The organism is Rhizobium sp. Root1203 (assembly GCF_001424945.1).
Classification (GTDB): Bacteria; Pseudomonadota; Alphaproteobacteria; order Rhizobiales; family Rhizobiaceae; genus Rhizobium.
In genome coordinates, this window is sequence record NZ_LMCW01000014.1 from 65484 (window position 1) to 92418 (window position 26935).

Below are 26935 nucleotides of genomic sequence, written 5' to 3' on the forward strand. Positions count from 1 at the left end.
CCCGCTCCTTCCAAGGGAAGCATAAGTTATGCAGAATAGCATGGCACAGGGGGAAAAATGAAACAAGCGATAATCACAATATCACAAATATCATGATATTTTAATAGTTATAATATATATGGCGATGTGATGACAGCGGGTTGCGCTCGAATCGGGATTGCTCAAATATCGGCTTCAGAACGCTTCAACAGCGCTCGTCTGCCAGCGCTGTGGCGGTGACGCACTGGGCTCTGCTCACCGCGACAATCTACGGCGCACATTTGCTGCGTAACAGAGGACCGTTATGACCAAGATCTTTGATGCTTCCGAAGAATTTGCATCCACCGCACTTGCCGGTTTCTGCCAGATCTATCCAAGCCATGTGCGTCTCGTCAGCAACGGCGTCGTTCGTGCGACGACGGTGCCCAAGGGCAAGGTTTCGGTCGTCGTCGGCGGGGGGTCCGGGCATTATCCGGCCTTCGCCGGTTACGTGGGGCCTGGTCTGGCGGATGCCGCCGTCGCCGGCGATGTGTTCGCATCGCCCTCGACCGCAGCGATAGCCCGTGTTTGCCGCCATGCAGACAACGGCGGTGGCATTGTTGTCGGGTTCGGCAACTATGCCGGCGACGTCCTGAACTTCGGCGTTGCCGCCGAGCGCCTGCGCGCCGAGGGGATCGATGTGCGTATCGTTGCGGTGACCGACGATGTGGCCAGCGCTCCAGCCGAAACGCACGCCTTGCGGCGCGGCATCGCGGGGGATCTCATCGTTTTCAAGATTGCCGGTGCGGCGGCCGAAGCGGGGCTTCCACTCGATGAAGTGGAAAGGATTGCACGGTTGGCCAACGACCGCACGGTGTCCTTCGGCGTGGCGTTTGCGGGCTGCACGCTGCCCGGCGCCAAAGAGCCGCTTTTCACCGTACCCAAGGGGCGTATGGCGCTTGGCCTCGGCATCCACGGCGAACCGGGCATCAACGAACAGGACGTTGCAACCGCTACCGATCTTGCGGCTCTTCTGACCGGCAAGCTGCTGGCGGAAAGACCAGAGGGATGTGACCGGGTTGCTGCTGTGCTCAATGGGCTTGGATCGACCAAATACGAAGAGCTTTTCGTGCTGTGGACGGCAGTGCAGGAGAAATTGAAGGCGGCAGGTCTCGACTTGGTCGATCCCCAGGCAGGAGAATTCGTTACCAGCCTCGATATGCAGGGCTGCTCGCTGACGCTGACCTGGCTCGACGACGAACTGGAACGTTATTGGAGCGCGCCATGCGACGCACCTGCTTTCCGCATGGGACGTACGATCCCCGCGGACCTGAGGACGGACACCGTCGTCGACGAGGAAGTCACCCCAACGATTCCCGTGGCTTCCGAAGCGTCACGCAAAGTGGCACGCTGCATCAGCGAGCTATTCGTCGACATCGCGGCGATGTTGAAGAAGGAAGAAGCCGAACTGGGCAGGATCGATGCCGTGGCCGGTGACGGCGATCACGGACAGGGGATGCGGCGCGGTTCGGATGCTGCAGCGAGAGCCATTTCTGCGGCGGTCGAAGCCGGCGCCGGCGCACAAACCGCGCTGGCTCTTGCCGGCGACGCGTGGGCCGACCGGGCAGGAGGCACGTCCGGCGCGATCTGGGGTCTTTTGCTGAGATCCTGGAGCAATGCTTTGACCGATGTCGATGCGCCGGATGACAAGGCGATCGCCGATGGTGCTCGGCTCGCCCTTGATGGCGTAACCCATCTCGGTCGCGCACGGCTCGGCGACAAGACGCTTGTGGACGCGCTGGTGCCGTTCGTGGAAGCCCTGTCTGGCGAGGCAACGGCAGGCAGGCCGCTTGCCCGGGCGTGGAAAACTGCTGCCGGCGCGGCACAGGATGCAGCCAAGGCGACCTCTGTACTCACGCCACGCCTTGGCCGCGCCAGGCCGCTCGCCGAAAGGAGTATCGGCCATCCGGACGCTGGAGCGGTATCGCTTGCCATGGTCGCAGCCGTGGTGTCCGATTTCATCGGGCGGTCACGCTAAGCGACGGCTGGCTGGTCGCGTCCGCTGCGGCGGATCGGCTGGCCGGTCGAAGCCGGTATCTTCAGCGCGCGGGTTGCCTGCTGGCGAAGTGTTCTGGTGCCTCCTGAGGACGCTCCCCGCAACATCCCTTTTTTTAGTATTGCTAAAAACCGTTTGACAGCGAGCGATTTTATGGTTTCATTGAAGTAATACTAAAAAATGGGTGGAACGCTGGTGACTGACAAGGCCGCGCAGGCGGGAGAGAACGAAGGCGAGGTTACGCTTGGAGAGCGGCTGCGCGACCGTCGCCGCCAGCTCAAGCTGACGTTGCAGCAGGTGGCCGATCAGGCGGGCTTTTCCGTGGGCTTCATTTCGCAGATCGAACGGGGGATCACCGTGCCCTCCCTGACGTCGCTGGTCGCCGTTTGCAGAGTCCTCAAGGTCGACGTCGGATCGTTTTTCAAATCGCCGCGCAGCGATGCGCCGGTGACGCGCCGGGAAACGCGACCGGTATATGCACTCGGCGGCGTTCCGGGCAGCGCAGTCACCTACGAACGCCTGTCCGCGGCTTTTCCCGGCAACGTCCTTCGAAGCACGTTGATCCACGAGCCGCCGGGCTTCCGAAGCGAACCCATGGCGCACGAAGGGGAGGAGATCTTTTTCGTTGTCGAGGGTTCCCTGACCCTCGAGGTCGATGGTGAACGGATGATCCTGGAAGCGGGCGATTCCGCGCACTTCCCGTCGACCCGTACGCACGCCACCTGGAACCATACGACGGAACCGACGACCATCTTTCACACCTGCACCATGGACGTCTTTGGTGACGGTATGCCTTCGGGCGATCCGGAAACGAGCCTTGTCGTCAAGCGCGCGGTGAGTCTGCGCAGCGCTCCTAAAAAGCTCAAGATAAATAAAGGGAACAAAAAATGAGATCCAGTTTCAAGATGCTCGCCGTCGCTCTCCTGGCCGCGACATCGTTCTGCACCTTTGCCAAGGCCGAGACCGTCCTCAGGCTCGATGAATCGCCGGTCGGCGAACTCGATCCGGCGAAGGCCTCCGACTATGCCGACTCCGTCCTGATGTTCAACGTCTACGATACGCTTGTTATCCCGAAGCCGGGACAGCCGGGCTACGATCCGCTGCTGGCAACCGGGTGGGAAACCACCGGCACGACCTATACCTTTAAGCTGCGCACGGACGTAAAATTCCAAAGCGGCAATCCGATGACGGCAGAGGACGTCGTCTTCTCCCTCGACAGAATGAAGGCACTCGGTGCGGGTCTCTCCTATCTCTTCGAAAACGTCGAAAAGGCTGAAGCCGTCGGCCCCACCACGGTCAAGTTCACGTTGAAGGAGGCTTACGCGCCATTCGTTTCGTCGCTGACGCGCCTGCCGATCGTGGACAAGAAGCTGGTGATGGCGAACCTCGGCGCTGGCGACGGCGAGATGAAGGATTGGGGGCAGGGGTATCTGTCGACCCATGGCGCCGGCAGCGGTGCCTACAGCGTCGTCTCGCACAATCCGCAGGAAGAGACGGTCATGGCGAAAAGCGCCACCTACTTCCTGGGAGTGCCGGCGAAGGCGCCGGATACCGTCCGCTTCCGCTACGGCCTGGAAGCCGCAACTGTCCGCACCCTGATTGCGCAGGGCGAACACGACATTTCCTCGCAGTGGCTGCCCCCTGAAGTGCTGAAGTCGCTGGCAGCAGGCGGCGCCCAACTGCTGGCGGAGAAGGGCACGACGGAGTTCTACATCAAGATGAACACCACCAAGCCGCCTTTCGACGATGTCGAGTGCCGCCTGGCCGTCTCCTACGCCTTCGACTACGAAACCGGCGTCAAGATGGTCGCCATCAACGACAAGGTCTCGCAGGGCAGCCCGGCGACGGGCGCCATTCCGGTCGGAATGCTCGGCTCGCTCCCGGCCGACCAGCCGATCAAGCGTGACATGGATAAGGCCAAGGAACATCTGGCAAAGTGCAAGTACAAGCCCGAAGACATCAACATCAATGTGTCATGGATCGGCGAAGTGCCGCTCGAGGAACGCTTTGCACTGCTGATGCAGGCAAACTTTACCGAACTCGGTCTGAAGACACAGGTGAAGAAGCTTCCGTGGGCGCTCTTCTCCGAACAGGTCTCGAAGCCGGAAAACACGCCTGAGATCAGCCAGGTCTTCGTCAATACGATGAGCGGCGACCCCGATACGCTGCTCTACAGCATGTATCATTCGAGCGCGGCAGGCACGTGGATGTCGCCCGAATATCTCAAGGACAGCGAAGTCGACGCGCTGCTTCAAAAGGGGCGCGAGGCGTCCAGCGACGAAGAGCGGGCGAAGATCTACACCGACCTGAACAAGCGGCTGATCGCGTTAGCGCCTTCGATCTTCGGTCAGGACCAGACGGCCGTCTTCGCCGCCAGCAACCGCGTTTCCGTGCCTGCGCTCTCCGATCCGTCCAAGGCTTACAACCTCGCCGGTTTCGGCTTCACGTTCCGGCTCATGGAAATGAAAGAATAGTCCGGTTCCAATAAGGGAGCGCCCATAGCGGCGCTCCCTTCTTCTGCACGAACGGAAAGTTTTGGTATGCCACCTCTCGTCCGCCTCCTCGCGAAGCGGCTCGGTACCTCTTTTGTCGTTTTGATCGGGGTATCGCTGCTGATTTTCGCCATTGCCCGGGTCATTCCGGGTGATCCGGCCCGCATCGCGCTTGGGCCGAATGCTACGGCGGATGCCGTTGCCGCCTTGCGTGACCGGCTGCATCTGAATGAACCCTTCATTGCGCAGTATGGCTATTTTCTACGCGATCTTTTTCGCGGCGATCTGGGTATCTCTCTTTATACCAACCGGCCGGTCATGGCCGATATCGCGCAGTTCCTTCCTGCAACGCTCGAACTCGTCATCATATCAGGCATCATGATGGTCGGCATCGGTCTTCCGCTCGGGATCCTGTCGGCGCGCTATCGGGGAAGGGCGATCGATCACGCGATCCGCATTGTAACCCTGCTGGGTGTTTCGGCGCCGGGCTTCGTCTGGGCCGTCATCCTGATGCTTGTCTTCGCCTATTTTCTCCCGCTGTTCCCGATCGCGGGCCGTCTTTCCGATACGATGACGGTCCCGACGACGACAGGATTCCTTCTGGTCGATACCCTTACCGCCGGCAACCTCAAGGCCTTCGGAAACGCGCTCTGGCACGTCATTCTTCCGGCCTTTGCGCTCGCGCTGTCGGGTATCGGTCAGGCTGCCCGGCTGGTGCGCTCGAACATGGTGGAGACCTACGAGAAGCCCTACATCGAAATGGCGCAGGCCTACGGCTTTCCCGAAAAGCGCATCGCCAGGCGTTACGCCTTCCGCCCCTCCCTTATTCCCTCGCTAACCATCATCGGTCTCGATTTCGCGGCCATGCTCGGAAATGCGTTTCTGGTGGAAGCGGTCTTCGCCTGGCCCGGCCTTTCGCGCTACGGCGTCGCCGTCATCCTGCGCAAGGACCTGAACGCGATCGTCGGCACGGTGCTCATCATCTCGGCCATGTTCCTGATCGTCAATCTCGTCGTCGATCTTCTGGTCTCGCTCATCAACCCCCGCATCCGCCTGTCGCAGAGGGCCTCATGAAGAAAACCCTCATCATCCTGATGCGCAGCCCGCTCTCCCTCATCGGCCTTGTTCTCGTTGCGCTCGTTGTCTTCTCGGCGGTCTTTGCCGATTTCATCGTGCCGTTCCCGGCCCACAAGGGTGCTGTCGTCGACTTCGTGAACTTCAACAAGCCGCCCGAATGGCCTTATATCTTCGGCACCGATCTGGTCGGCCGCGATCTCTTCACGCGCATCATCTACGCCTACCGCATCTCGCTGATCCTCGGTGCGGTGGTCCTGGCGATCGCCGTGCCGATCGGCGTGACTATCGGCCTGGCGGCAGGCTACATCGGCGGCTGGACGGAATATCTGTTGATGCGCCTCACCGATGTTTTCCTGTCCATTCCGCCGCTCGTGCTTGCGATGTCGATGATGGGCCTGCTGGAGCCGACGCTCACCAACGGCATGATCGCGGTCACAGCCATGTGGTGGCCCTGGTACACGCGTCTTGTCTACAATCTTGCGCGATCGGAAAAGGAAGAAGGCTACGTGCTTGCCGCCGAGGTGATCGGCGCCTCGAAGATGCATGTGATGTTCCGCGAAATCCTGCCGAACTGCCTGCCTTCCATCGTCACGAAGATGACGCTCGACTTCGGTTTCGTGATCCTGATCGCGTCGTCGCTGTCGTTCCTCGGCCTCGGCGTACAGCCGCCGACCCCTGATCTGGGTTCGATGGTCGCGGAAGGCGCAAAATATCTGCCGGACAGCTGGTGGCTGACGGTATTCCCGGGCCTCGCCATCCTCATTGCCGTCTTCGGCTTCAACCTGATTGGCGATGCGCTCAGGGAAATCCTGGGAGTGGACCAATGACCGCGCCGACCCTCAAAATCGAAAACCTCAAGCTCGGTTTCAATACCTATGCCGGGATGATCGAGGTGCTGCACGGCATTTCGCTGCATATCCGCAAGGGAGAACGCGTGGCGCTTGTCGGCGAATCCGGGTCGGGCAAGTCGGTGACGGCGCGCATCGTTCTCGGAATGCTGCAGTCACTGAAGACTGCCAGGATTTCCGGCACCGTGGAATTCGAAGGCGCCGATCTGGAGCGCATGAAACTGCGTGATCGTCACCATCTGCGCGGAACGCAGATGTCGATGATCTTTCAGGACCCGACCTCCTCGCTCAATCCCGTCTATACGGTCGGCGCCCAGTTCAAGGAGGTTCTGGAGCGCGCTATGCCGGGCATCAGCTCGTCGGAGGCTCGGAAGAGGGCCTCGGACGCCCTGACGGATGTGGCGATCGGGGAGCCGGAGCGTGTGCTCGATTCCTATGCGTTCCAGCTTTCCGGCGGCATGAACCAGCGCGTGATGATCGCCATGGCGCTGGCCAACAACCCCTCGCTTCTGCTGGCGGACGAGCCCGGAACCGCGCTCGATGTCACGGTCCAGGCCCAGACGCTGAAGCTGATGAGCGATCTGGTGGAAAAGCATCACACCTCGGTGCTGTTTATCTCGCACAATCTCGGCGTCGTGCGCGAATTCGCCGACCGCGTCTACGTGATCTACAAGGGCAACATCGTGGAGCAGGGCGCCACGGCCACACTGTTCGACGGCCCCCGCCATCCCTATACGCAGGCTTTGCTTGCGGCGGTGCCCCGCATCACCGGCGGCGGCATCCCCGACATCGACGACAGCGCAAGTCGTTTCCTGGCGCCCCTGGTCGCCCACGAAGGCTTCAGCGAGAAGGAATTGCTGGTATGAGCGCGCTCCTTTCCGTTTCCGCAGTTTCCAAGGAGTTCAATGTCGGCAGCCGCAAGGTACAGGCGTTGAGCGATGTGTCCTTCGAGGTAGCCAAGGGTGAATGCCTGGCAATCGTCGGCGAGTCTGGCTCCGGCAAAAGCACGATCGCCAATATCATCCTCGGTATCTACGGTGCGACGCGCGGCACGCTTCTGTTCAACGGACATGAACTGCCGGCAAAGCGCACTCTAGAGAATCGGCGCGCGATCCAGCTGGTGCAGCAGAATCCGCTGTCCTCACTCAATCTGCGCCGGTCGATCGGAGCATCGCTCCGGCTGGCACTCGATGTCCACGATATCGGTCCCCGTTCGGGTCGTGCCGCGCGAACGGGAGAGCTGCTGGAGGAGGTCGGCTTGCCTGCGGAGTACCGCACACGGTCGCCCGCCGCCCTTTCCGGCGGCCAGCGGCAGCGCGTGGCGATCGCACGGGCGCTGGCCTGCCAGTCCGAGCTTGTCGTCCTGGACGAACCTACGTCGGCTCTCGATGTGCTGGTGCAGGCCCGCGTCCTGAGGCTCCTCAAGGATTTGAAGGACAAGCGGGGCCTGACCTACGTCTTCATCACCCACGACCTCTCCGTCGTGCGCAACATCGCCGACCGCGTCGCAGTCTTCGAGAGGGGCAAGCTTCTCGAAATCTGCCAGACCGATGAGATCTTCACCAATCCCCAACACCCCTACACGCGCCGGCTTATCGGCGCAGTACCGGTCGTCAGCCGCGAGGAAGCGGCACTTCGCGACCGTCTTTTGGAGCGAGAGAATGGAAATGCCTGACTACAACGGATTTGTTGCCGCACTTGCGGAAAACGATCAGCCGAAGGCCGCCTTCGCAGCGTTGGAGGCGCTGACTAAGGACGTCGTGGGCGTGAAGCTTTTCACCATCATGACCAGCGACACGACCGAAAAACTCTCGGAGCGCGTCTATTCCAATATGCCGGAGGCCTACCCCGTGTCCGGCACCAAGCCCTACAACGACACCCATTGGTCGGAGATTGCGCTGAAGCAGCGACGGACCTTCGTCGCCAACACAATCGCCGAAATCGCCGAGGTGTTCGACGATCATCAACTGATCAAGTCGCTGGGCTGCGAGTCGGTCATCAACATACCGATCGTCATCGACGGCGAAGTCGTCGGCACGATCAACTGCCTGCACGAGGCAGGCTTCTACACCGAAGACCGGGTGAAAGCGGCGGAAGCACTGAAACTGCCGGCTGCCGTCTGCATGCTTCTTCATGTCAACCTGAAAGACGGGAACCGCAAATGAACGCCAAGACTATTCGCGTCGCAACCGACGTCGGAGGTACCTTCACCGATCTCGTCTGCTTTGAGACGGATAAGGTGACCGGCGAATCCCGCATTGTCACGGCCAAGTCGGACACGACGCCGCCAAACTTCGAGCAGGGCGTTCTCAACGTTCTCGACAAGGCGGGCGTGGACACCAAAAGCATCGATTTTCTCGCGCACGGCACGACCGTGGTCATCAACGCCCTGACCGAGCGCAAGGGCGTCAAGGTCGGACTGATCACTACCGAGGGTTTTCGCGACTCGCTCGAGATCGCGCGCGGCAACAGGCCGGACTTCTTCAACCTTCACTACGAGAAGCCCGCGCCTCTCGTTCCGCGCTATCTGCGTCGCGAGCTTCCCGGGCGGTTCAGCTACCACGGCGAAGAGACAAAACCGCTCGACCTATCCGGCCTGCCTGAAATCCTCGACCTGTTCCGTGGCGACGGCGTCCAGGCGATTGCGGTTTGCTTCCTGCACTCCTATGCCAACCCGAGCCATGAGCAGGCGACGATTGCCGAGATCAAGCGGCTCTGGCCGGAGATCGCGACCGTCGCCTCGCATCAGATCACCCGCGAGTGGCGCGAATACGAGCGCACCAACACGGCAGTCATGTCAGCCTATGTGCAGCCGACCGCCGAGCGCTATCTGTCGCGGCTGAACGATGGCCTCCAGGCAAAGGGCTTCGACGGCAATCTCTTCATCATGCAGTCGAACTGCGGCGTCGACTCTCTTGAATCAGTGTCGAAAATACCGATCACGATGGTCGAATCCGGACCTGCCTCCGGCTTCTGGGGCGCCGCCGAACTCGGAAAGCTGATCGGCGAACGAAATGTTCTGGCGCTCGACATCGGCGGCACGACGGCGAAGTGCTCGCTCATCGAGGACGGCAAGGTCAAGATCATGACGGACTACTGGATCGAGCGGGACCGGACTTCGGCCGGCTACCCGATCATGGTACCGGTGGTCGACCTCGTTGAAATCGGCAATGGGGGTGGCTCGATCGCCTGGGTCGACGATTTCGGAAAGATGCATGTCGGTCCGAAATCGGCCGGTGCGATGCCAGGCCCCGCAGCCTACGGACGCGGCGGTACAAACGCGACGGCGACGGACGCCAACCTTTGGCTCGGCCGCATCAACCGCGACTACTTCTGCGGCGGTGCAGTGGAGGCCGACATGGCGGCAGCCGAAAAGGCGCTGTCGGAGGTCGGCTCGAAGCTCGGCGTTTCTGCCGATGACGTTGCGCGGGGTATCGTCCGCATTGCCAACAACAACATGGTCAATGCGCTGAAGCTGGTGTCCCTCAACCGCGGCTTCGATCCGCGCGACTTCACGCTCGTCGCTTTCGGTGGCGGCGGTGCAATGCATGCCGTAGCGCTGGGCGTCGAACTCGGCGTCAAGAAAGTCGTCATTCCGGCAGGCGCATCGGTGTTCTCGGCCTGGGGCATGATGATGTCTGACCTTCGCCGCGATTATTTCGTCACCAAGCTTGCCGATCTCAAGGCCGGTGCAGCCAAAGCGATCGAAGGTCTGTTTGCCGAGACGGAGACACTGGCGCTGTCGCAGTTCCGCGAGGAAGGCGTCGACAGCTCGAAGGTCAAGTTCCTGCGATATGGCAAGTTCCGCTACCAGAACCAGGAGCATACCACCGAAGTTCTTATCGACGGCGCAATCACCGACACCCGTCTCTCCGACATCGAGGCCGCGTTCCACGAAACCTACGAGCGCGAATACACCTATCGGCTCTATGCGCCAGTCGAACTGGTCGGCATCCATCTCGTCGCCTCCGCCGAGGTCGGCAAGCTGAAAATGCAGGAAAAGCCGCTCGGTGACGCGGCTGCATCCGTTGCCCGAAAGGGCGAACGCAGCGTCGACTACGCACTAGAAGGCGTCCATCCGGCCGCGATCTACGACGGTGAGAAGCTCCAGCCCGGCATGCGTTTCAGCGGCCCTGCCGTCATCGAGGATCCCGGTACGACGATCGTCGTTCATCCCGGCAATCGCGTCGAGGTCGATGGCTTCGGCAACATTCATATTCATCTCAAGGCTTGAGGAGGGCGGGACATGACTGACGTTTCCCACGACCCAATTACGCTCGAAATCATCCAGAATTCGCTGCAGGCAACGGCTGACGAGATGTTCGCGGCGATGCGCAAGACGGCGATGAGCTCGATCATCTACGAAGTGCTCGACATGGGCACGGGCATTACCGACGCTACGGGGCAGCTCGCCTCCTCAGGCGCTGGTATCCCCGGCTTCATCGGCGTGCTCGACAAGTCGGTGAAGGTATTGCTCGACAAGTTCAGCAAGGCGGGTCAGATCGAACCCGGCGATGTCTTCATCACCAACGATCCGTACTACGGCGGCGTCACCCATCTGAACGACCTCGTCGTGGCGATGCCGGTTTTCGTCGATGGCCGGATCATCGCCTGGACGGCCAACATCGCCCACAACTCGGACGTCGGCGGCAAGTCGCCAGGTTCGCTGTCAGCAGATGCTACCGAGATTTTTCAGGAAGGGTTGCGTCTGCCGGCGATCAAGATGATCTCGAAAGGTGAGACGATACCCGGAATTTTCGACATCATCACCGTCAATTCGCGGATGCCCGACTTCATCGAGGGCGATCTCTGGGCTGCGATTGCCTCGGTCCGCATCGGCGCCAAGCGCCTTGCGGAGCTTGCCGAAAAATACACGGTCGCAACCTTCGAGGCCGCCATGGCAAGTTTCATGGATTTCGGCGAGAAGGTGACGCTCGCCGAACTTGCCAAACTGCCGCATGGCACATTCGAGCTTACGGAAGAACAGGACGACGGCCGCTTCTTCAATGTCAAGGTGACGATCTCCGACAAGGAGTTCATCATCGATCTGCGCGACAATCCCGATCAGGACGCCGGCCCGTCGAATGCCTGCTATGACGATACACTCGTCAGCATGCAGGTCATCTTCAAGGCACTGACCGATCCGACATCGCCGGCCAACGAAGGCTCGTTCCGGCCGTTGACGTTGCTGACGAAGGAAGGAACCTGCTTCCACGCAAAGGAACCGGCTGCCGTCGGCTTCTACTACGAGATCGGCATTCGCGGCTACGACCTCGTCTGGCGCTGCCTCGCCCCGCATATGCCGGGTAAGCTGCCGGCAGGCCATTTCTCCTCGATTGCCGGCACCTTTATCGGCGGCATCCATCCCGATACCGGCCGCCAGTACACGATCATCGAGCCGCAGATCGGTGGCTGGGGTGCATCGGCAAGGCGCGATGGCAACAGCGCGATTTTCTCCGGCGTGCACGGCGAGACCTACAATTGCCCGGCCGAGATTTCCGAGGCCCGCAATGGCCTCATCGTCGATCGCATGGAACTCAACACCGATGCGGGCGGCGAAGGCAAATGGACAGGCGGACGCGGTATTCGTCTCGACTATCGCATTCGGCGCGACGACAGCTTCCTGACGCTTGGCTACACCCGCTCGCGCATCCTGCCGTGGTCACTAGACGGCGCCAACGAAGGCTCCGCGAATTATGCACTCGTCATGCGCAAGGACGGATCGAGCGAGCGCTACGCCTTCGCTTCGGGCATTCGTGTGGATGCCGACGACGTGATCCGCGTCATCACCGGCGCGGGTGGCGGGGTCGGCGATCCAAAAGAACGCGACCCGAAACTTGTCGCTGAGGACATTCGCAATGGCTTCATCACCTCCGAGCGGGCTCGCGAGATCTACGGCTTTTCGCTCTAGGAGAGAACGATGAGCAACAAGCCTTTGAAAGTCATGTATTTGAACCCGGTCGGCGAGAACGATGCGGTCGACCAGATCTTTGCCGATATGGCGCGGGACCACAAACTGCCCGGAACCGAAGTGCACATAACTGCCCTTCCCAAGGAGCACTATGCCTTCAGGCATATCGAATTTCGCACCTATGAAGCGATGGTGACGCGCGGCATCATGCGTGCCGTTCGCGCAGCCGCAGAGGAAGGGTTCGACGCACTGGCCATCGGCTGCTTCTACGACACGGCACTCCATGACGCCAGAGAGATTTCAGGCGAGATGATCGTTACCGGTCCCTGCATCGCCTCCTGCGAGATCGCTGCCAGCCTCTCCAACCGCTTCGGCATCATCGTCGGACGCCGGAAATGGGTGCACCAGATGCAGTCCACCGTGCACTCCTACGGCCACGGCGATCGCCTCGCTGGCTTCTATGACGTTGGCCTTGGTGTGGACGATTTTCAGAAGGATCACGCGGAGACCAATCGCCGGTTGCTCGTCGCGGGCCGCAAGGCCGTCGAGGAAGGTGGCGCAGAATCCGTGATCCTCGGTTGCACGATGGAAATCGGTTTCTACAAGGAAATCGAGCGCGAACTCGGAGTTCCGGTCATCGACCCGTCGATTGCAGCCCTCAAGCGCGCGGAATATGGCGCGACGCTCAAGCGCCAATGCGGCTGGGTACCGAGCCGCAAGGGATCCTGCGAATCCCCTTCCGAGGCAGAGCTCGCGGCCTTCAACGCGTTCACCGGCAATGAACCGGTCTTCGGCAACCGCATAGTTGTACCCGCGAACTAGCGAGACGGACGGCGTTCAAAGGCGACTGAAGTATTCGGAGACTTGGGAGAATAGGCATGATCTCGCAGACTAAAAACCGCCTTGCCGCGATCCGCGTGCGAATGGCCCGCACCGGCACGGGTCTCGTTGCCATTGCGCCCGGTTCGCATATGGATTGGGTGTTGGGCTTTCACCCTCATCCGGACGAGCGTCCTTGCCTGCTGCTGATCGCGCCGGAGCAGGAGGCATTCCTGATGCCTGCGCTGAACGCCGAGGGCAGCCGGGCGTTCACGGACATCCGGTTCTTCAACTGGGCCGATGAGGTAGGGCCTGCCACCGCGCTGCGGGAGGCGCTTGCGGCAATCGACGCCAGCACTCCCGGTCTCGTCGCGCTGGATGAGACGATGCGCACCGATTTCGCACTGCTGTTGCTCGATGCGCTGCCTGCCGGCACGAAACGCGATTTCACGCCGAAGACGCTGGGTGGCCTCAGGATGCGCAAGGACGATGCCGAGTATTCCAAGCTCAAGATGAACGCAGGTATTGCCGATCGTGCTATCCAGATTGCGCTTTCCAGGATCAAGCCGGGCATAACGGAGAACCAGGTTGCGGCCGAAATTCGCGAGCATTTCGCGTCTGAAGGCGCTGAACCGGCATTCTGGATCGTTGGGTCTGGCCCGAACGGCGCATTTCCGCATCATTCCGCAAGCGAGCGCGTGATTCAGGAAGGCGATGCCGTCGTTATCGATATCGGCGGGCGTAAGGAGGGATTTCCGAGCGACATCACCCGTATGGTCGCCATCGGAATGCCACCGGAAGGCTACGAGGAGGTCCACGCCATCGTCGAAAAGGCGGTGCAGGCGGCATTGAAGACGGCAAGACCGGGCGTCGTGGCTAAGGATGTCGATTTCGCTGCACGCAAAGTGATCGCCGACGCCGGCTATGGAGAGTATTTCGTCCACCGCACGGGGCACGGAATGGGCATCGACGGCCATGAGCCGCCCTACATCACAGCGACGTCGGATACTGTCCTTGAAGAGGGCATGGTGTTCTCGATCGAACCGGGCATCTACCTTCCGGGTCGCTTTGGCATCCGTCTGGAGGACATCGTTATTCTCCGCGAGGACGGCCCGGAAATTCTCTCGGCTCTTCCCAGGGACCTGAATGTTGTGCGGGGTTAAACATGCTGACCTTAGGTCGTGACCTGGATCGAGGGCGGGCTGGGTCCGCCCTTTCCGCTAGGCCAGGCGGTCCTTGGCCAGGTGGTAGAAGTACATCGCGCCACGCTCGAGGATGTCATCATTGAAATCGTAGGTCGTGGTGTGCAGGCCGGAGCTGTCGCCGTTGCCGATCAGGACGTATGCCCCCGGAACCTTCTCCAGCAGGAATGAGAAATCCTCGCTTCCCATCAAAGGCAGGTCGAGCTCGACAAATGCGTCCTCGCCGAAATGTTGCGTGATCGTGGACTTTGCTGCACGGACTGCTTCGGCGTCATTGATGGTGGCGGGATATCCGACTTGCCAGTCCAGGGCTACTTCGGCGTTGTAGCTTTTTGCCTGGTATGTAGCGACCTGAGCGACGCGCTCGCGGATCTCTTCGCGAACCTTGGGGTTCATCGCACGCATGCTGATCTCGAGCGCGGCGGTATCCGGAATGATGTTGGATGCCGAACCCGATAGAAACGAACCGACGGTCACGACCGAAGGCTGGTGAGGCGAGACGCTGCGCGAGACGATCGACTGCAGTGCCATGACGATGCTGGATCCGACGACGACAGGATCGACCGTGTCTTCAGGCTGCGCGCCGTGTCCCCCCTTGCCCTTAACTGTGATGGTCACCACGTCGATCGACGCCGCTACGGGGCCGGCACGCGCTGCGAAGGTGCCGCTCGGAATGCCTGGCCAGTTGTGAAGGGCAAAGATCTGATCGCAGGGGAAGCGTTCGAGCAGGCCGTCCTCGAGCATCAGCTTCGCGCCGCCGAAATTTTCTTCGGCGGGCTGGAAGATCAGGTGCACCGTTCCGGAAAAACTCTTGTCCCGGGACAATGCCCACGCCGCGCCGAGAAGCATGCTGGTATGCCCGTCGTGGCCGCAGGCATGCATCGCACCGGCGTGCCGGCTGGCGTAGGGCAGGCCGGTCTCCTCCTGCATTGGAAGAGCGTCGAAATCAGCCCGGAAGCCGATTGCACGATTGCTGTTGCCAGCGCGGAGCGTCGCGACGATGCCTGTGCTAGCGAGGCCACGCGTGATTTCGTATCCCCACCTTTCGAGCTGTGCCGCAATGAAATCCGAAGTCTTGACTTCCGAAAGGCCGATCTCGGGCATCTCGTGGAGACGATGTCGAATATCGACGAGGTCAGGGAGAAATTCCTTGAAGTTGAAATCGCTCATTGTCGCGCTCATGCCATCTGGAGGAACTGACGAAGCCGCGGCGATTGCGGGTTCTTCATCATGGTTTCGGGGGCGCCGCGTTCTTCGACCAGCCCCTTGTGAAGGAAGATGACCTCGCTCGAAATATCACGCGCGAGCGCCATTTCATGCGTGACCATGACCATCGTACGGCCTTCATCGGCGAGCTTCTTGATGACCTGCAACACCTCGTTGACAAGCTCAGGATCAAGCGCCGACGTGGGCTCGTCAAACAGCATCACCTCCGGCTTCATGGCGAGCGCACGGGCGATTGCCGCACGCTGTTGCTGGCCACCGGAAAGCTGCGCCGGATATTGGTCGCGCTTTGGCGTGATGCCGACCTTCTCCATCAGCACCTCGGCCTCGGCGATTGCATCCTTTCGCGGGATACCGAGCACGTGGATCGGTCCTTCGATGATGTTTTCGACGATGGTTCGGTGTGACCAGAGATTGAAGCTCTGAAACACCATGCCGAGCCTCGTGCGGATATGCTCCAGCTGGCGCGGCTCTGCGGCGTGAAGCATGCCGCCTCTGGTCGGTGCCGTACGGATCACTTCGCCTGCGACCGAGATTTCGCCCTTGTCGGGTGTCTCGAGGTAGTTGATGCACCGAAGCAGGGTGCTCTTTCCCGAGCCGCTGCTGCCGATCAGCGAAATCACGTCGCCTTTGCGCGCCTCGAACGATATGCCCTTCAGGACTTCGACGCCGCCGAAGCTCTTGTGAATGTCTCTTACCGAGAGTGCTGTTTCGACCATTTCAATTCCTCCCAGGCTTGCGCGCTCAGGTGCGCACGACGCGATAGCGCGTCATGCGGAGTTCGACGGTGTTCATGATCCGGGTCAGGATGAAGACCACGGTGAAGTAGATGATGCCGGCGGCGATCAGCGGCTCGAAGATCAACAGCGACTGGCGCTGCAGCATGCGGGCGGTACCCATCACCTCCAGAATCGTGATCGTCGAGGCAAGCGACGTCGTCTTCAAAAGAATGATCAGGTCGCTCGTCAGAACGGGCATGCAGTGGCGGAATGCCTGCGGCAGCGTCACGCGGCGAACAATCGTCCAGCGGGTCATGCCGATCGAGAGTGCAGCTTCGATTTGCCCGCGCGGTATCGACTGGATAGCACCTCGGATGACCTCTGCGTTGTAGGACGCTTGGTTGAGGCTGAGGGCGGCAATCGCATACCACAAGCCATCGCGCAGGTAGGGCCAGAGAAAGCTGTGACGAACCCATGTGCCCGGCAAAACCTGCCCAAGGCCATAGTAGATGAGGTAGATCTGCACCAGCAAAGGCGTTCCGCGAAAGGCAAAGGTAAAAGCGAAGGCGGGCCATGCCAGCAACCGGTTCGTCGACAGGCGGGCAAGAGCCGCAAGTGTGCCGATGACCAGGCCGAAAATGCCGGCGGTAGCCGTCAGCAGCAGCGTCAGCGGCGTCGCCTTGATGAGGGCAGGGAGAAAAGAGATGACATTGGTGATCGTTTCCATCAGCGATGCCCCCGGTTGAGGTGCTTTTCGATGCGGCTGATGGCAAGAACGGATACCAGCGTGATCAGCAGGAAGAGCACGGCCGTCAGGCCGTAGAAAAAGATGTACTGCTTCGTCCCTGCGGCTGCGCGGTAGCCGGTGTAGAGCAGTTCGCTGAACGAGCCGAGGACTGAGATGATGGCGCTTTCCTTTGTGATTGACAGCCACAGATTGCCCATCCCGGGCACAGCGTGGCGCATCATCTGCGGAAGAATGACTCGGGTCATGATCTTGCGCGGACGCATGCCGATGGAAACGGCCGCCTCGATCTGGCCGGACGGAACCGCAAGGTATGCGGACCGCAGCACCTCGGTCATGAATGCTCCGGAGACGAAAGCGAGTGCCACGATCGCTGCCCAGAACGGGCTGAACTGGAAGCCGTCGTCGACGAGGCCGAGATACTTCAATAAGCGCTCCGCACCGCTGGCGACGGAAAAATAGAGAAGCAGGATGACCAGCAGTTCCGGCAACGAGCGGACAACAGTGGTGTAGAGATCGGCGACCAAGCGCAGCCAACGATGCCGCGAGAGCTTGCCGGCTGCTCCCAGAAAACCGAAAACGACAGCGACCGCGTAGGAGACCATTGACACCTCCAGGGTCATCAACAGGCCCCAGGCGAATTCGTCACCCCAGCCCTCGGCACCCCAGGCAAGCAAATGCCAATATGAGTCCATGCGTTCGTTACCTGCTTGATGCGCTGTTGCCCATGGCCGTCAGCCGGGCGACGCTTGGTTGCGGCGGAGTTTCAGCGAGCCGGCAACTCCGCGACGGATGCAAGGGAGCGCAGTTGCGCCTTTGCTCCCGAGCGCAGCCTGAGCCGCGCCCGGGATCACGCGATTACTTCTTGCTGAAGATCCATTGGTCGACCAGCTTCTTCAGCGTGCCGTCCTTGTCCAGCTCTGCAAGCGCCGTGTTGATCTTGGTGAGCGTTGCTGCATCGCCCTTTCGCGCCGCGTAGGCGACACCTTCGCCAAGCGTGGCGTTCGTCGGCACTTCGATCTTCACTTCATAGTCCGCGCCCGCCGGGGACTTCAGGAAGGTCTGGATGTAGAGATCGGGGATGAGCACGTAGTCGACGCGACCGGCGATCAGATCGGCAACCGAGTTGTCGGCGGTATCGTAGCTCTTGGCTTCGGCACCCGGGAGGTACTTGGCAACATAGGCAGCCTGGACGCTGGACGTCTGGACACCGACGATCTTTCCGGCGACAGCCTCCGGATCGACGATCTTTCCCGAACCGTCGGGCGCGTCGACCAACGCGATCTTCGCGTCGTCCGACTTGGCGCCGACAAATGACGTGCCCTCGGTGTAATACGGCGTGCTGAAGTCCACGACCTTGCGTCGGTCGTCGGTGATCGAGAACGCGCCGATGATGAAGTCGACCTTGTTCTCCTTCAGTGACGGGATCAGGCCGTCCCAGGCCATCTGCTTGATATCGCACTTCGCTTGCAGCTTGGCGCAGACGGCGCGCGACAGGTCGGCCTCAAGGCCTTCCCATTCGCCAGCCGTGTTGATCTGCGTAAACGGCATATAGGGCTCAGGCGTCATGCCGAGACGGATTGTGTCTTCGGCGTGGGCCAGGCCGGCGGACAGGACGAGCGCGACAACTGCGGCGATCTTCGATTTCAGGCTGTACATTAAGTTCTCCCAGTGTGTTTTTGAGGCAGCTGCTTATTTACCGTTCCGGTACCAGCGCAGCGACATGCAGGACAGGCCTGCGTCGATCTTGCCGATCTCAGTGGTCTTCATGGGCACGACCTTGTATCCGAGCTTGTCGAGCATCTCGATCGTGCGCGGGAAATCCGAACCGACCATGACGACGTCATTGACGCGCAATGCATTTGCAGCAGGCTCTTCGCCTTCCGGGATGATGATCTGCTTGAAGTCCTTGAAAACGCCAGAGCGCGCGAGGCGGGCCGTCGACAGGATGCTCTCTTCGTCGAGCAGCGAGCAATCGGTCTTGAAATGAAGCACGCCTTCGGGCGTCGCGACGATTTCTGCCTTGCGGCCTAGCTTGTCGATGCAGGCGGCAAGGGCTTCGGCACCTGTCTTGTCGGTGCGCGCGGAAAGACCGATCATGACACTCTTCGGCGTCGTCAGCACGTCGCCACCGTCGGCAAAGCCTGGATTCGGCAGATCGAGAACGGTCTCGAACATGGCGCGCAGCGTCGGGGTGATTTCCTTGGTCTCGTCAACGCGGCTTGCTGCACCCGGGCGCAGCAGGATCGCGCCTTCGGTGAACACGACCGCCGGATCTTCGACGAAGACGGAATCCGGGAATGCTTCGAGTGCCGGCAGGATGGTCACCTCGACACCGGCCGCGCGCATGGCAGCGATATAGGCATCGTGCTCGGCCTTGACACCTTCATAGGTCGGGTTGCCGCGATCGTCGGCACGCAGACCATTGACGACCGAGCGCGACGGCTCGCGAACGATGACGGAATTGAAGTGATAAACTGATCTGGCTTGCGACATTTCCAAGTACCTTACCTTTCGATGGGGCTTATCTATCCGGCTCACTTGGCCGCGTAAAGCAATTGTGTGGTTGCCTGCTCGCGGCGCGACAGGTGAATGCCGGCCAGCATGCATCGGACGGAACCGCCGGCGAGTTCGACGGTCGAGACGTCGAACGGCAGAAGCGTTGCCGAACGTTCGATCGCGTCGATCTGCTCGGGCGTAAGGGAGGCGTGGGCGCGGGCGGACAAAACCACGATGCGGCCATGCGTGCCATCCAGCTCGATCGCATTGCCGGCAAAATTCTCAATCTGCTCGATCGACAGTTCGATCACCGTGCGGCCGGTTTCTTCAAGCCGACTGACGATTTCGTGCCGGCGCGCTCGATCGGGGATCATTTGCAAGCCAAGCAGCGCGAAGTCGGTGCCGATGCACATCAGCACATTGGTATGGTAGATGGACTTGCCGTTGCGATCGACGGCGTCGAACACCATTGGCTCGAAATTGAAGTGCGTGCAGAAGCGCTCCAGTGCGACCTCGTTGGTGCGGTTCGAGCGCACGGCATAGGCGACGCGGCCGATGTGATCGAGCACCATGGCGCCGGTACCCTCGAGATATACGTTGTCCTTTTCCAGGCCCGAATAGTCGATGACATCCTGGACGCGATACTCGTTCTTTAGCATTTCGATCACATCGGCGCGACGCTCGCTCTGGCGGCTTGCCGAATACATCGGATAGACGGCGACGTGCCCGCCGGAATGGGTAGAGAACCAGTTGTTGGGGAAGACCGAGTCCGGTCTCGTGACCGTTTCGTCTTCGAAGACATGGACGGTGACGCCCGCGGCTGCCAGGCCCTCTGCCATGCTGGTGACTTCGTCGAACGCAGCTTCGGCAATGGCTGCCGCCGCGCGCCTTTCGTCGTTGGACTGGAACGAATTGTCGTTCGCCGTCATCGGGTTGGGCGTGAAGTGATGCGGACGGATCATCACGACGGATTTCGGGGCCTGCACGGAAAGTCTGCTCATGGCTTAGGCGTAGCTCCCCAGCGCGCCAGGTGCGGACCGGCGAAATAGACCATAAAGGTTGCGCGGATCCACAGGCTGCGTAGTAAGGTCGAGTTCAGTAAAGAAATCAGTTCCTTGTACGGCATCCCTGAGGTAGCGCAGGGCAGAAAAGTCTTCCGTGGCGAAGCCGACGGAATCGAAGATTGTGATCTGGGTGTCGGAGTGCCTGCCGATCGCTTCTCCCGTCATCACCTGCCAGAGCTCGGTCACTGGAAAATCGGCGGCCATCTGCTGGATTTCACCTTCGATGCGGGTTTGCTCAGGAAATTCGACAAAGACGTCGGCCCGCCGCAATATGTCGCCCTGCAACTCGGTCTTGCCGGGGCAATCGCCGCCAACCGCGTTGATGTGTACGCCGGCCCCGACCATGTTGTCGGAAAGGATCGTCGCGTTTTTCTTGTCGGCGGTGACGGTGGTGATGATGTCAGCAAGCGCCACAGCTTCCTCTGCGCTCTTGGCGACGGCAATGTCGATATCGGTGTCAGCAAGGTTGTCGCGGAATTTGGCGGCCGCATCTGGATCGATGTCGTAGACATAGAGGCTCTTGATCCCGAGAAGCGCGCTGAAGGCGAGGGCCTGGAATTCGGACTGGGCGCCGAGACCAATGATTGCCATCGTGCGGGAATCCTTGCGGGCAAGATATTTCGCCGCCAGCGCCGACGTCGCGGCCGTCCGAAGGCCGGTCATCAATGTCATCTCGGACACGAGGCAGGGATAGCCGGTGCTGACATCGGAGAGAACGCCGAAAGCCGTAACCGTCTGGAGGCCGACATTTGGGTTCTTCGGATGGCCGTTCACGTATTTGAAGCCGTAGTGTTGGCCGTCGGAGGTGGGCATCAGCTCGATGACGCCGGTCTTGGAGTGGCTGGCGACACGAGGCGTCTTTTCAAACTGCTCCCAGCGGCGGAAATCTTCTTCGATATAATCCGCGAGACCAAGCAGAAATGTCTCGATGCCGACGGATCGGACCAGTTCGATAACATTGCTGACGCCGACATACTGTACCACGCTGCAGCTCCATCAGGGAATTCGATGAAACAAGACTAGGTATGCACTAACGAACTTGAAATTCGAAAAATGCGACATTATTAGCAAAAAACCTAGCATAATGCTTAGTCGCATTGTACAATTTTATATGCACATATTCGACGACCTCGATCACCGGCTGATTTCCGTCCTTCGCGAGGACGGACGAGCGCCCCTCTCCAAGCTTGCCGCCATACTGGGCGTCTCGCGAGGGACGGTTCAGGCGCGTCTCGATAGATTGCTGCAATCCGGGGCGGCGCTGGGATTTACGATCCGCGTACGTCAGGACTATGACGACGGGGCAATACGGGCGATTATGATGATCGAAGTACAGGGTCGATCGACGACCAAGGTCATAAAATTTCTCCGGGGCCTTCCGGAGCTCTACGCCCTGCACACGACCAACGGATCCTGGGATCTTGTTGCCGAAATCCGCGCCGGCAACTTGCGCGATTTCGATCGGGTTCTTCGCGAAGTCCGCACGGTCGAAGGTGTCCTCAACAGCGAGACGAGCATATTGCTGAGCAGTGTCTGACACAGCTGCTCTTGGGGTATACCCATCATCCTTTGAGCGAACCCCTCCAGCTACATCAGATGTGGTGGCGACCTTCCGTGGCTTTGCGCAAGCTGCCCAAGGGTCGAGCGTATTTCGCCAACGCGACGCGACGCGTCCGCACCGCCCGGAGCGGCGTGAGACGGCCACATAAATTTTCGATCCGACATATAATATTGCATTTATGCATAGAATTGAGATTGCAAATGCAGGTATACGCAAGAATAGCAAGGTTCGATCTAAGCGCCGTTGTCGTTGTCGTTGCAGTCAGTATATTGTCCGTCAATGTTGCCTTGGCTGAAGAGGTCCAGGCCTAGGCCGGGGAGTGGCCACTCACCATTGCCATGGAGCGGGGGCCCATGGCAGATTATGGCGCGACGCGTTGGTTTACGAATGACGTGAAACACCGTAATGGCGACGTGCGCTTCATTCTCGACAAAGGAAGCATTGCCGACAGGGCCAGTCTCCCTTCCGGCGACACCTAAGTCGCATTACCGCGCTGCAATCAATCTATGTCGTCTTCGCCAGATAGCGTGCGGAATCCGTGAAACGAGATGCAGAGCCACACGAATCCTGTGTTCGCTGATGGGGGGTAAGACATATTCCGGTTTCACGACATTCCGGCCATCAGAAGGCGTCTTCTTCCCTGAGGCGTAGACGTAAAAATTCCCGCCTGCTCCCCTGTGCCATGGAATCGGGCGGATCGTTAAGTCCGTATTGGATTTATGAGGAAATACATTCGTGAAGTAATCATAGTTGTCGTACCCGAATATATTTCTCTGAAATATTATTAGGAAATCGGCATTTCGAAAATAAGCCACGACCTCATTTCTGTAGTCTTCAGGGACCTCCGATAAACTCCAGGTTCCGATGAACAGCGTGTTTTTGCCTTGCGGTATATCACCCAGCCTGTCGCATATCTTTGCTTTTCCCTGGAGATAGTAATTCGATATGCGACCCGTTTCCGGTAGGTCGAGTATAAAATAATCTCCTTCAAAGCCTAGATCCAGTATAAGTCTGGCAGTCTCTCCGATACCTGCGCCAAATTCGACAATCTGGTCATATTCCTTGATCGATTTTCCCGAAAGTCCCTCGAACGTCAGGATGTGGTGCGCGGATTTCAGCGTCCAGGATGTCGAAACCGTACCATCAAAAAACGACAGCCTGGCCTTCTTATAGGAAGCGTCCGTATGACCCAAGAAGGGCTCTTTCAGTATTTGTTTCCATCGGTCAATTTCTTCGGGATGCCGCCGCCGCAGCATATACTCAACTTCGACCGGATAGGTCATGGGAAATTCATTGTCTTTATATATGGGTATCGATCTAACGGTTCTCCAATTTTTGAATAGCGACAGATTATCCTCTTCCCTCATCTCTTTTCTAGTTTTTGACCAATAATCACTCTCGTTTGCCATGGCGATTTCCTAAACAGATGTTCTGGTAAAGCCTGTCGGACTGGCGCGATAATACTTAAAACAATTAATTATCGACAATCAAGAGCCTCGCAAGCCGTGGCGATGACTTGGCGTCAGCATGGAGGTGAGGTGGCGCGTGAGATGATGCGGTAATCCGCCCGTTTTTAACGGGGCTGTGGCTTACCGGGTTTTGCTAGTTTATGCGGTCTCAAGTGGTTCGCAACGTTTCGCCACAGACGTACGAGGGATTCGAGTTGAGGTTTATTCCAGAGGGCGGCGTACTCGCCGCGGCAGTCGTGCTGGGAGCTACATTAAGTAGCGTGCAACCCGCCGCTTCCCAAGCGTGCGCGCAGGAAACCGTCCAAGGTGCAGACTACGTGGTCTGCACCTTGGAGCCTGATAACGTCGACTTGAGATTGTTCTGGAAGAGCGCTGACGATAAACCCTATCGCTATTTTTCAAGCGTTGCCGAGGCTGTTCGCGCGGAAGGCCGGACGCTTGTCTTTGCGGTCAATGCCGGCATGTACCAAACCGATTTTTCGCCGATCGGGCTCTATGTCGAGGCCGGCCGATTGTTGCGACCTGCCAGTGTGGGAAAGGCCCCGGCCTCCACCGGCTCCGTGCCGAACTTCTATAAGACCCCCAACGGTGTGTTCTTTATCGGTGAAACCGGGGCGGGCATACTGCCGACGAATGCGTTTTTGAAGCGGAGACCGCTGGTGCGCCTGGCCACGCAGTCTGGTCCGATGCTGGTGATTGGCAATAGACTGAATCCGATCTTTGTCGCCGGATCTACGGACCGCACTCGCCGCAGCGGCGTGGGCGTCTGTAGCGATCGCACTGTTCGTTTTGCGATCAGCGAAGGCATGGTAAATTTCCATGACTTCGCGCAACTCTTCCGCGACCATCTGAAATGCGAAGATGCCCTCTTTCTCGATGGCGGCCGGGGCGTGGGTCTCTACAATCCCACCATGGGCCGCAATGACCTATCCTGGCATGGCGGTTTCGGCCCCATCTTCGGTGTGGTCGAGTAACGCTGGTCCAGGCTTCACCGCCTGCATCCCATAAGGGAACCTGACGGCGGTTCGGCGCATTTCTTGGGACGGAGGATGTACGATGACCTACAAGCCAAAACTCGTCGGACTAAACCATATCGCGCTCGAAGTCGCCGGCGGCGACCAACTCGGCCCACGCGTTGTCAAAGCGCTCTTGCTTCATTCCAATGATATCGTCTCCGCTCAACTCGCATCGCCGTTATAAGGTTTTGCAAAACCTTATAACTCTCCCTCCGATGTCAGTGGTATGAGTTTCTGGCAAGACCTTATAACTGAAGCCCGATCTGATACTGGCCGGCGAAGAAGACGACGAAGCTGTCTGCCCCCGGTGCAGCGAAAATGCGCGAAGCCGGTCGATCGGAGACGCTTGGCCACCCCGAATGGCATCAGAAGAATCCCTCCCCTGAGGAGGGAGGGATCACATTGAGACTCGAACAATTCTAAATGCTGGCACGCATTTCGTGCAATCCAGCATACACGCCACCGGCCGCTACTAGCGCCTGATGTGTGCCTTCCTCGACAATGCCGTCTCGCGTAAGTACGAGAATTCTATCCGCATGCCGGACCGTGGAAAGGCGATGGGCGATGACAATGGTCGTGCGGCCCTTGACTAATCCCAGCAACGCTTCCTGCACTGTCCGCTCGCTCTCATTGTCGAGTGCGCTGGTGGCTTCGTCAAAGATCAACACCGGCGGGTTCTTGAGGAAAGCGCGGGCGATGGTCAGCCTCTGTTTCTGACCGCCGGAGAGCTTTACGCCGCGCTGCCCGATATCGGTGTTATAACCTTGCGGCAGTGCCACGATGAAATCATGTGCGTTGGCCGCCTTCGCCGCAGCGATGACGTCCTCGTCCGTCGCCTTGGCGCGGCCGTAGCGCAGATTGTCGATCACGGTTCCGCTGAACAGATACACATCCTGCTGGACCACGCCGACATTGAGCCGCAAAGTGGCCAGGCAGACATCGCGGACATCCTGCCCGTCAATGGTCACGCTGCCCGAATGCACGTCGTAGAAGCGCGGGACAAGGCTGCAGACCGTGCTTTTGCCCACCCCTGATGGCCCGACCAACGCCACAAACTCTCCCGGCTCGATGGCGAATGACACCTTGTGGAGCACAAGTGGGCCGTCATCCTCGTAACCGAAGCTGACAGAGTTGAAGCCGATGGCGCCGACAACCTTGCCAAGTGGCCTGGCGGCAGGTCGGTCCGCAATGTCGGGCTCTTCTTCAAGCAGTTCCATGGCTCGGACGAAGCCAGTATAGCCCTCTTGCCAGAGCCGAATGAAGTTGTCGAGCCGCCGTACCGGATCGACCAGCACGCCGACGCAAAGCAGCAGTGTCAGCATATCGGCAGCAGAAAGGTCGGCGGTGACAATGCGGATGGCTCCAAACACGATCACCACGATGGTGACGAGCTGGGAGAACCCATCCATGCCGACCCAAAGCAATGCTTCGCTGCGGTAGCCTGCTTTGCGGCTGTCAAGAAACCGCTGGTTTTCCACCTGGAAGCGGCGCAGTTCGTCGCCTTCATTGGCGAAGGACTGCACCACGCGGATACCGCCCAGGGCGTCCTCCACCCGCTCATTGATGTCGCCGATCCTCTCCTTGCTTGTGCGAAGGGCGACATTCATATGGCCGTTGAAATGCATCGCGTAAGCAACTGCGAAGGGGATCAGAAGCCCAATCAGCAATGCAATGACGGGATCAATCAGCGCGATTACTGCCATTGCTCCCGCGAATTTCAGGATGCTGATGGCAATGTCCTCGGGGCCGTGGTGGAAGAGCTCGCCGAGCCAGAGCGAGTCATTGCTGATGCGGCTCATCAGCTGCCCGGTGCGCTGCCGGTCATAGAAGCTGAAAGACAGCTTCTGGCAGTGCTCGAATAATTCCTTGCGAACCTGCGCCTCGATCTTGGCTCCCATTACATGGCCCTGATAGTCCACGAAGTAGGTTGCGAAGGCCTGCACGAGGAAAACGCCGAGCATGACACCGCCTAAGGCCAGAATCTGATGGAGCGCATCTGGCGCTTCGGCAAGGTCCGGCAGGCGGCCGACGATGTGGTTTGCGATAAGTGGCATGGCTGCCGCCGTGGCGGCGATGAGGACCGCGCTCAACAAGTCCGCAAGGAGAAGCGGCAGATGAGGCCTATAGTAGGAGATAAAGCGCTGCGCACGAAGACGTGCGTTTCGACGCTCCGCCGAGCCACCGGGGGAAGAGAAGAGGCGGGGGAAAAAGGGTCTACGGCGTCTTTGCGCGCGCTTTCCCCTGTTGAGATGATTGGAATGCATCAACGGTCATG

At 59.6% G+C, this 26935-nt stretch carries 26 protein-coding genes; 16 read left to right on the top strand and 10 right to left on the bottom strand.

Going from position 1 to position 26935, the window contains the following annotated elements; all coding sequences use genetic code 11:
• Nucleotides 1–283 precede the first annotated feature (283 nt).
• The 12 genes from ASC97_RS17080 to ASC97_RS17135 all read left to right on the top strand — a co-directional run bounded on the left by ASC97_RS17080 (nt 284) and on the right by ASC97_RS17135 (nt 14324).
• Complete coding sequence (locus tag ASC97_RS17080) at nt 284–1996, top strand: dihydroxyacetone kinase family protein (protein WP_057469550.1); 1713 nt, start codon at nt 284–286, stop codon at nt 1994–1996.
• Between the two features lie 213 nt (nt 1997–2209).
• Complete coding sequence (locus tag ASC97_RS17085) at nt 2210–2905, top strand: helix-turn-helix domain-containing protein (protein WP_200959488.1); 696 nt, start codon at nt 2210–2212, stop codon at nt 2903–2905.
• A complete protein-coding gene (locus tag ASC97_RS17090) occupies nt 2902–4488 on the top strand; it encodes an ABC transporter substrate-binding protein (RefSeq protein WP_057469552.1) in 1587 nt (528 codons plus the stop codon). Before ASC97_RS17085 ends, ASC97_RS17090 begins: the two co-directional genes overlap by 4 nt.
• A gap of 66 nt (nt 4489–4554) precedes the next feature.
• Nucleotides 4555–5580, top strand: coding sequence for an ABC transporter permease (locus tag ASC97_RS17095; RefSeq protein WP_057469553.1), 1026 nt, complete (start codon nt 4555–4557; stop codon nt 5578–5580).
• Nucleotides 5577–6410, top strand: a complete 834-nt coding sequence (locus ASC97_RS17100) for an ABC transporter permease (protein ID WP_057469554.1) — start codon at nt 5577–5579, stop codon at nt 6408–6410. The genes ASC97_RS17095 and ASC97_RS17100 overlap by 4 nt, the downstream gene beginning before the upstream one ends.
• Nucleotides 6407–7297, top strand: coding sequence for an ABC transporter ATP-binding protein (locus ASC97_RS17105; protein WP_057469555.1), 891 nt, complete (start codon nt 6407–6409; stop codon nt 7295–7297). The genes ASC97_RS17100 and ASC97_RS17105 overlap by 4 nt, the downstream gene beginning before the upstream one ends.
• On the top strand, nt 7294–8106 hold the full coding sequence (locus ASC97_RS17110) for an ABC transporter ATP-binding protein (RefSeq protein ID WP_057469556.1): 813 nt from the start codon (nt 7294–7296) through the stop codon (nt 8104–8106). Before ASC97_RS17105 ends, ASC97_RS17110 begins: the two co-directional genes overlap by 4 nt.
• A complete protein-coding gene (locus ASC97_RS17115) occupies nt 8093–8596 on the top strand; it encodes a GAF domain-containing protein (RefSeq protein ID WP_200959489.1) in 504 nt (167 codons plus the stop codon). The genes ASC97_RS17110 and ASC97_RS17115 overlap by 14 nt, the downstream gene beginning before the upstream one ends.
• Nucleotides 8593–10665 (top strand): hydantoinase/oxoprolinase family protein, encoded by a 2073-nt coding sequence (locus tag ASC97_RS17120; RefSeq protein WP_057469557.1) that lies wholly within the window; start codon nt 8593–8595, stop codon nt 10663–10665. Before ASC97_RS17115 ends, ASC97_RS17120 begins: the two co-directional genes overlap by 4 nt.
• A 12-nt stretch (nt 10666–10677) precedes the next feature.
• Nucleotides 10678–12342, top strand: a complete 1665-nt coding sequence (locus ASC97_RS17125) for a hydantoinase B/oxoprolinase family protein (RefSeq protein WP_057469558.1) — start codon at nt 10678–10680, stop codon at nt 12340–12342.
• A gap of 9 nt (nt 12343–12351) precedes the next feature.
• Nucleotides 12352–13164: an aspartate/glutamate racemase family protein gene (locus tag ASC97_RS17130; protein ID WP_057469559.1), complete on the top strand. Its 813-nt coding sequence runs from the start codon at nt 12352–12354 to the stop codon at nt 13162–13164.
• A 56-nt stretch (nt 13165–13220) separates the two neighbouring features.
• Nucleotides 13221–14324 carry a M24 family metallopeptidase gene (locus ASC97_RS17135; protein ID WP_082530035.1) on the top strand — a complete coding sequence of 368 codons (1104 nt, stop codon included), beginning with the start codon at nt 13221–13223 and terminating at the stop codon, nt 14322–14324.
• A gap of 57 nt (nt 14325–14381) precedes the next feature.
• Here ASC97_RS17135 and ASC97_RS17140 read toward each other — a convergent pair whose 3' ends face one another.
• From ASC97_RS17140 to ASC97_RS17175, 8 genes are all read right to left on the bottom strand, one after another.
• Nucleotides 14382–15533 carry a M20 aminoacylase family protein gene (locus ASC97_RS17140; RefSeq protein ID WP_057469560.1) on the bottom strand — a complete coding sequence of 384 codons (1152 nt, stop codon included), beginning with the start codon at nt 15531–15533 and terminating at the stop codon, nt 14382–14384.
• An 8-nt stretch (nt 15534–15541) separates the two neighbouring features.
• The gene (locus tag ASC97_RS17145) at nt 15542–16306 is read right to left on the bottom strand and encodes an ABC transporter ATP-binding protein (RefSeq protein WP_057469561.1); all 765 of its coding nucleotides are present in this window, start codon (nt 16304–16306) and stop codon (nt 15542–15544) included.
• A 25-nt stretch (nt 16307–16331) separates the two neighbouring features.
• Complete coding sequence (locus ASC97_RS17150; protein WP_057469562.1) at nt 16332–17033, bottom strand: ABC transporter permease; 702 nt, start codon at nt 17031–17033, stop codon at nt 16332–16334.
• Nucleotides 17033–17746: an ABC transporter permease gene (locus ASC97_RS17155; protein WP_057469563.1), complete on the bottom strand. Its 714-nt coding sequence runs from the start codon at nt 17744–17746 to the stop codon at nt 17033–17035. Before ASC97_RS17155 ends, ASC97_RS17150 begins: the two co-directional genes overlap by 1 nt.
• A 163-nt stretch (nt 17747–17909) precedes the next feature.
• Nucleotides 17910–18710, bottom strand: coding sequence for a transporter substrate-binding domain-containing protein (locus ASC97_RS17160; protein ID WP_057469564.1), 801 nt, complete (start codon nt 18708–18710; stop codon nt 17910–17912).
• A gap of 33 nt (nt 18711–18743) precedes the next feature.
• Complete coding sequence (locus ASC97_RS17165; protein ID WP_057469565.1) at nt 18744–19547, bottom strand: dimethylarginine dimethylaminohydrolase family protein; 804 nt, start codon at nt 19545–19547, stop codon at nt 18744–18746.
• Nucleotides 19548–19588: 41 nt separating this feature from the next.
• Nucleotides 19589–20551 carry a citrulline utilization hydrolase CtlX gene (gene ctlX / locus ASC97_RS17170; protein WP_057469566.1) on the bottom strand — a complete coding sequence of 321 codons (963 nt, stop codon included), beginning with the start codon at nt 20549–20551 and terminating at the stop codon, nt 19589–19591.
• Nucleotides 20552–20554: 3 nt separating this feature from the next.
• Entirely contained in the window at nt 20555–21598 is a 1044-nt protein-coding gene (locus ASC97_RS17175) for an ornithine cyclodeaminase (RefSeq protein WP_057469567.1), read from the bottom strand.
• A gap of 127 nt (nt 21599–21725) precedes the next feature.
• Between ASC97_RS17175 and ASC97_RS17180 the strand changes: the two genes are divergently transcribed.
• Nucleotides 21726–22151 carry an Lrp/AsnC family transcriptional regulator gene (locus ASC97_RS17180; protein ID WP_057469568.1) on the top strand — a complete coding sequence of 142 codons (426 nt, stop codon included), beginning with the start codon at nt 21726–21728 and terminating at the stop codon, nt 22149–22151.
• 377 nt (nt 22152–22528) lie between these two features.
• Nucleotides 22529–22654: a hypothetical protein gene (locus tag ASC97_RS35940; protein ID WP_274534158.1), complete on the top strand. Its 126-nt coding sequence runs from the start codon at nt 22529–22531 to the stop codon at nt 22652–22654.
• 6 nt (nt 22655–22660) lie between these two features.
• On the opposite strand, the gene ASC97_RS17185 is transcribed toward ASC97_RS35940, so the two are convergent.
• Entirely contained in the window at nt 22661–23584 is a 924-nt protein-coding gene (locus ASC97_RS17185; protein ID WP_057469569.1) for a hypothetical protein, read from the bottom strand.
• A 263-nt stretch (nt 23585–23847) separates the two neighbouring features.
• Here ASC97_RS17185 and ASC97_RS17190 point away from each other — a divergent pair, with 263 nt between their 5' ends.
• Together ASC97_RS17190 and ASC97_RS34035 are read left to right on the top strand one after the other, a co-directional pair.
• On the top strand, nt 23848–24618 hold the full coding sequence (locus ASC97_RS17190) for a phosphodiester glycosidase family protein (protein WP_443216751.1): 771 nt from the start codon (nt 23848–23850) through the stop codon (nt 24616–24618).
• Between the two features lie 82 nt (nt 24619–24700).
• Nucleotides 24701–24844 carry a hypothetical protein gene (locus tag ASC97_RS34035; protein ID WP_156390390.1) on the top strand — a complete coding sequence of 48 codons (144 nt, stop codon included), beginning with the start codon at nt 24701–24703 and terminating at the stop codon, nt 24842–24844.
• Between the two features lie 235 nt (nt 24845–25079).
• Here ASC97_RS34035 and ASC97_RS17195 read toward each other — a convergent pair whose 3' ends face one another.
• Nucleotides 25080–26924: an ABC transporter ATP-binding protein gene (locus ASC97_RS17195; protein ID WP_057469570.1), complete on the bottom strand. Its 1845-nt coding sequence runs from the start codon at nt 26922–26924 to the stop codon at nt 25080–25082.
• Nucleotides 26925–26935 lie beyond the last annotated feature (11 nt).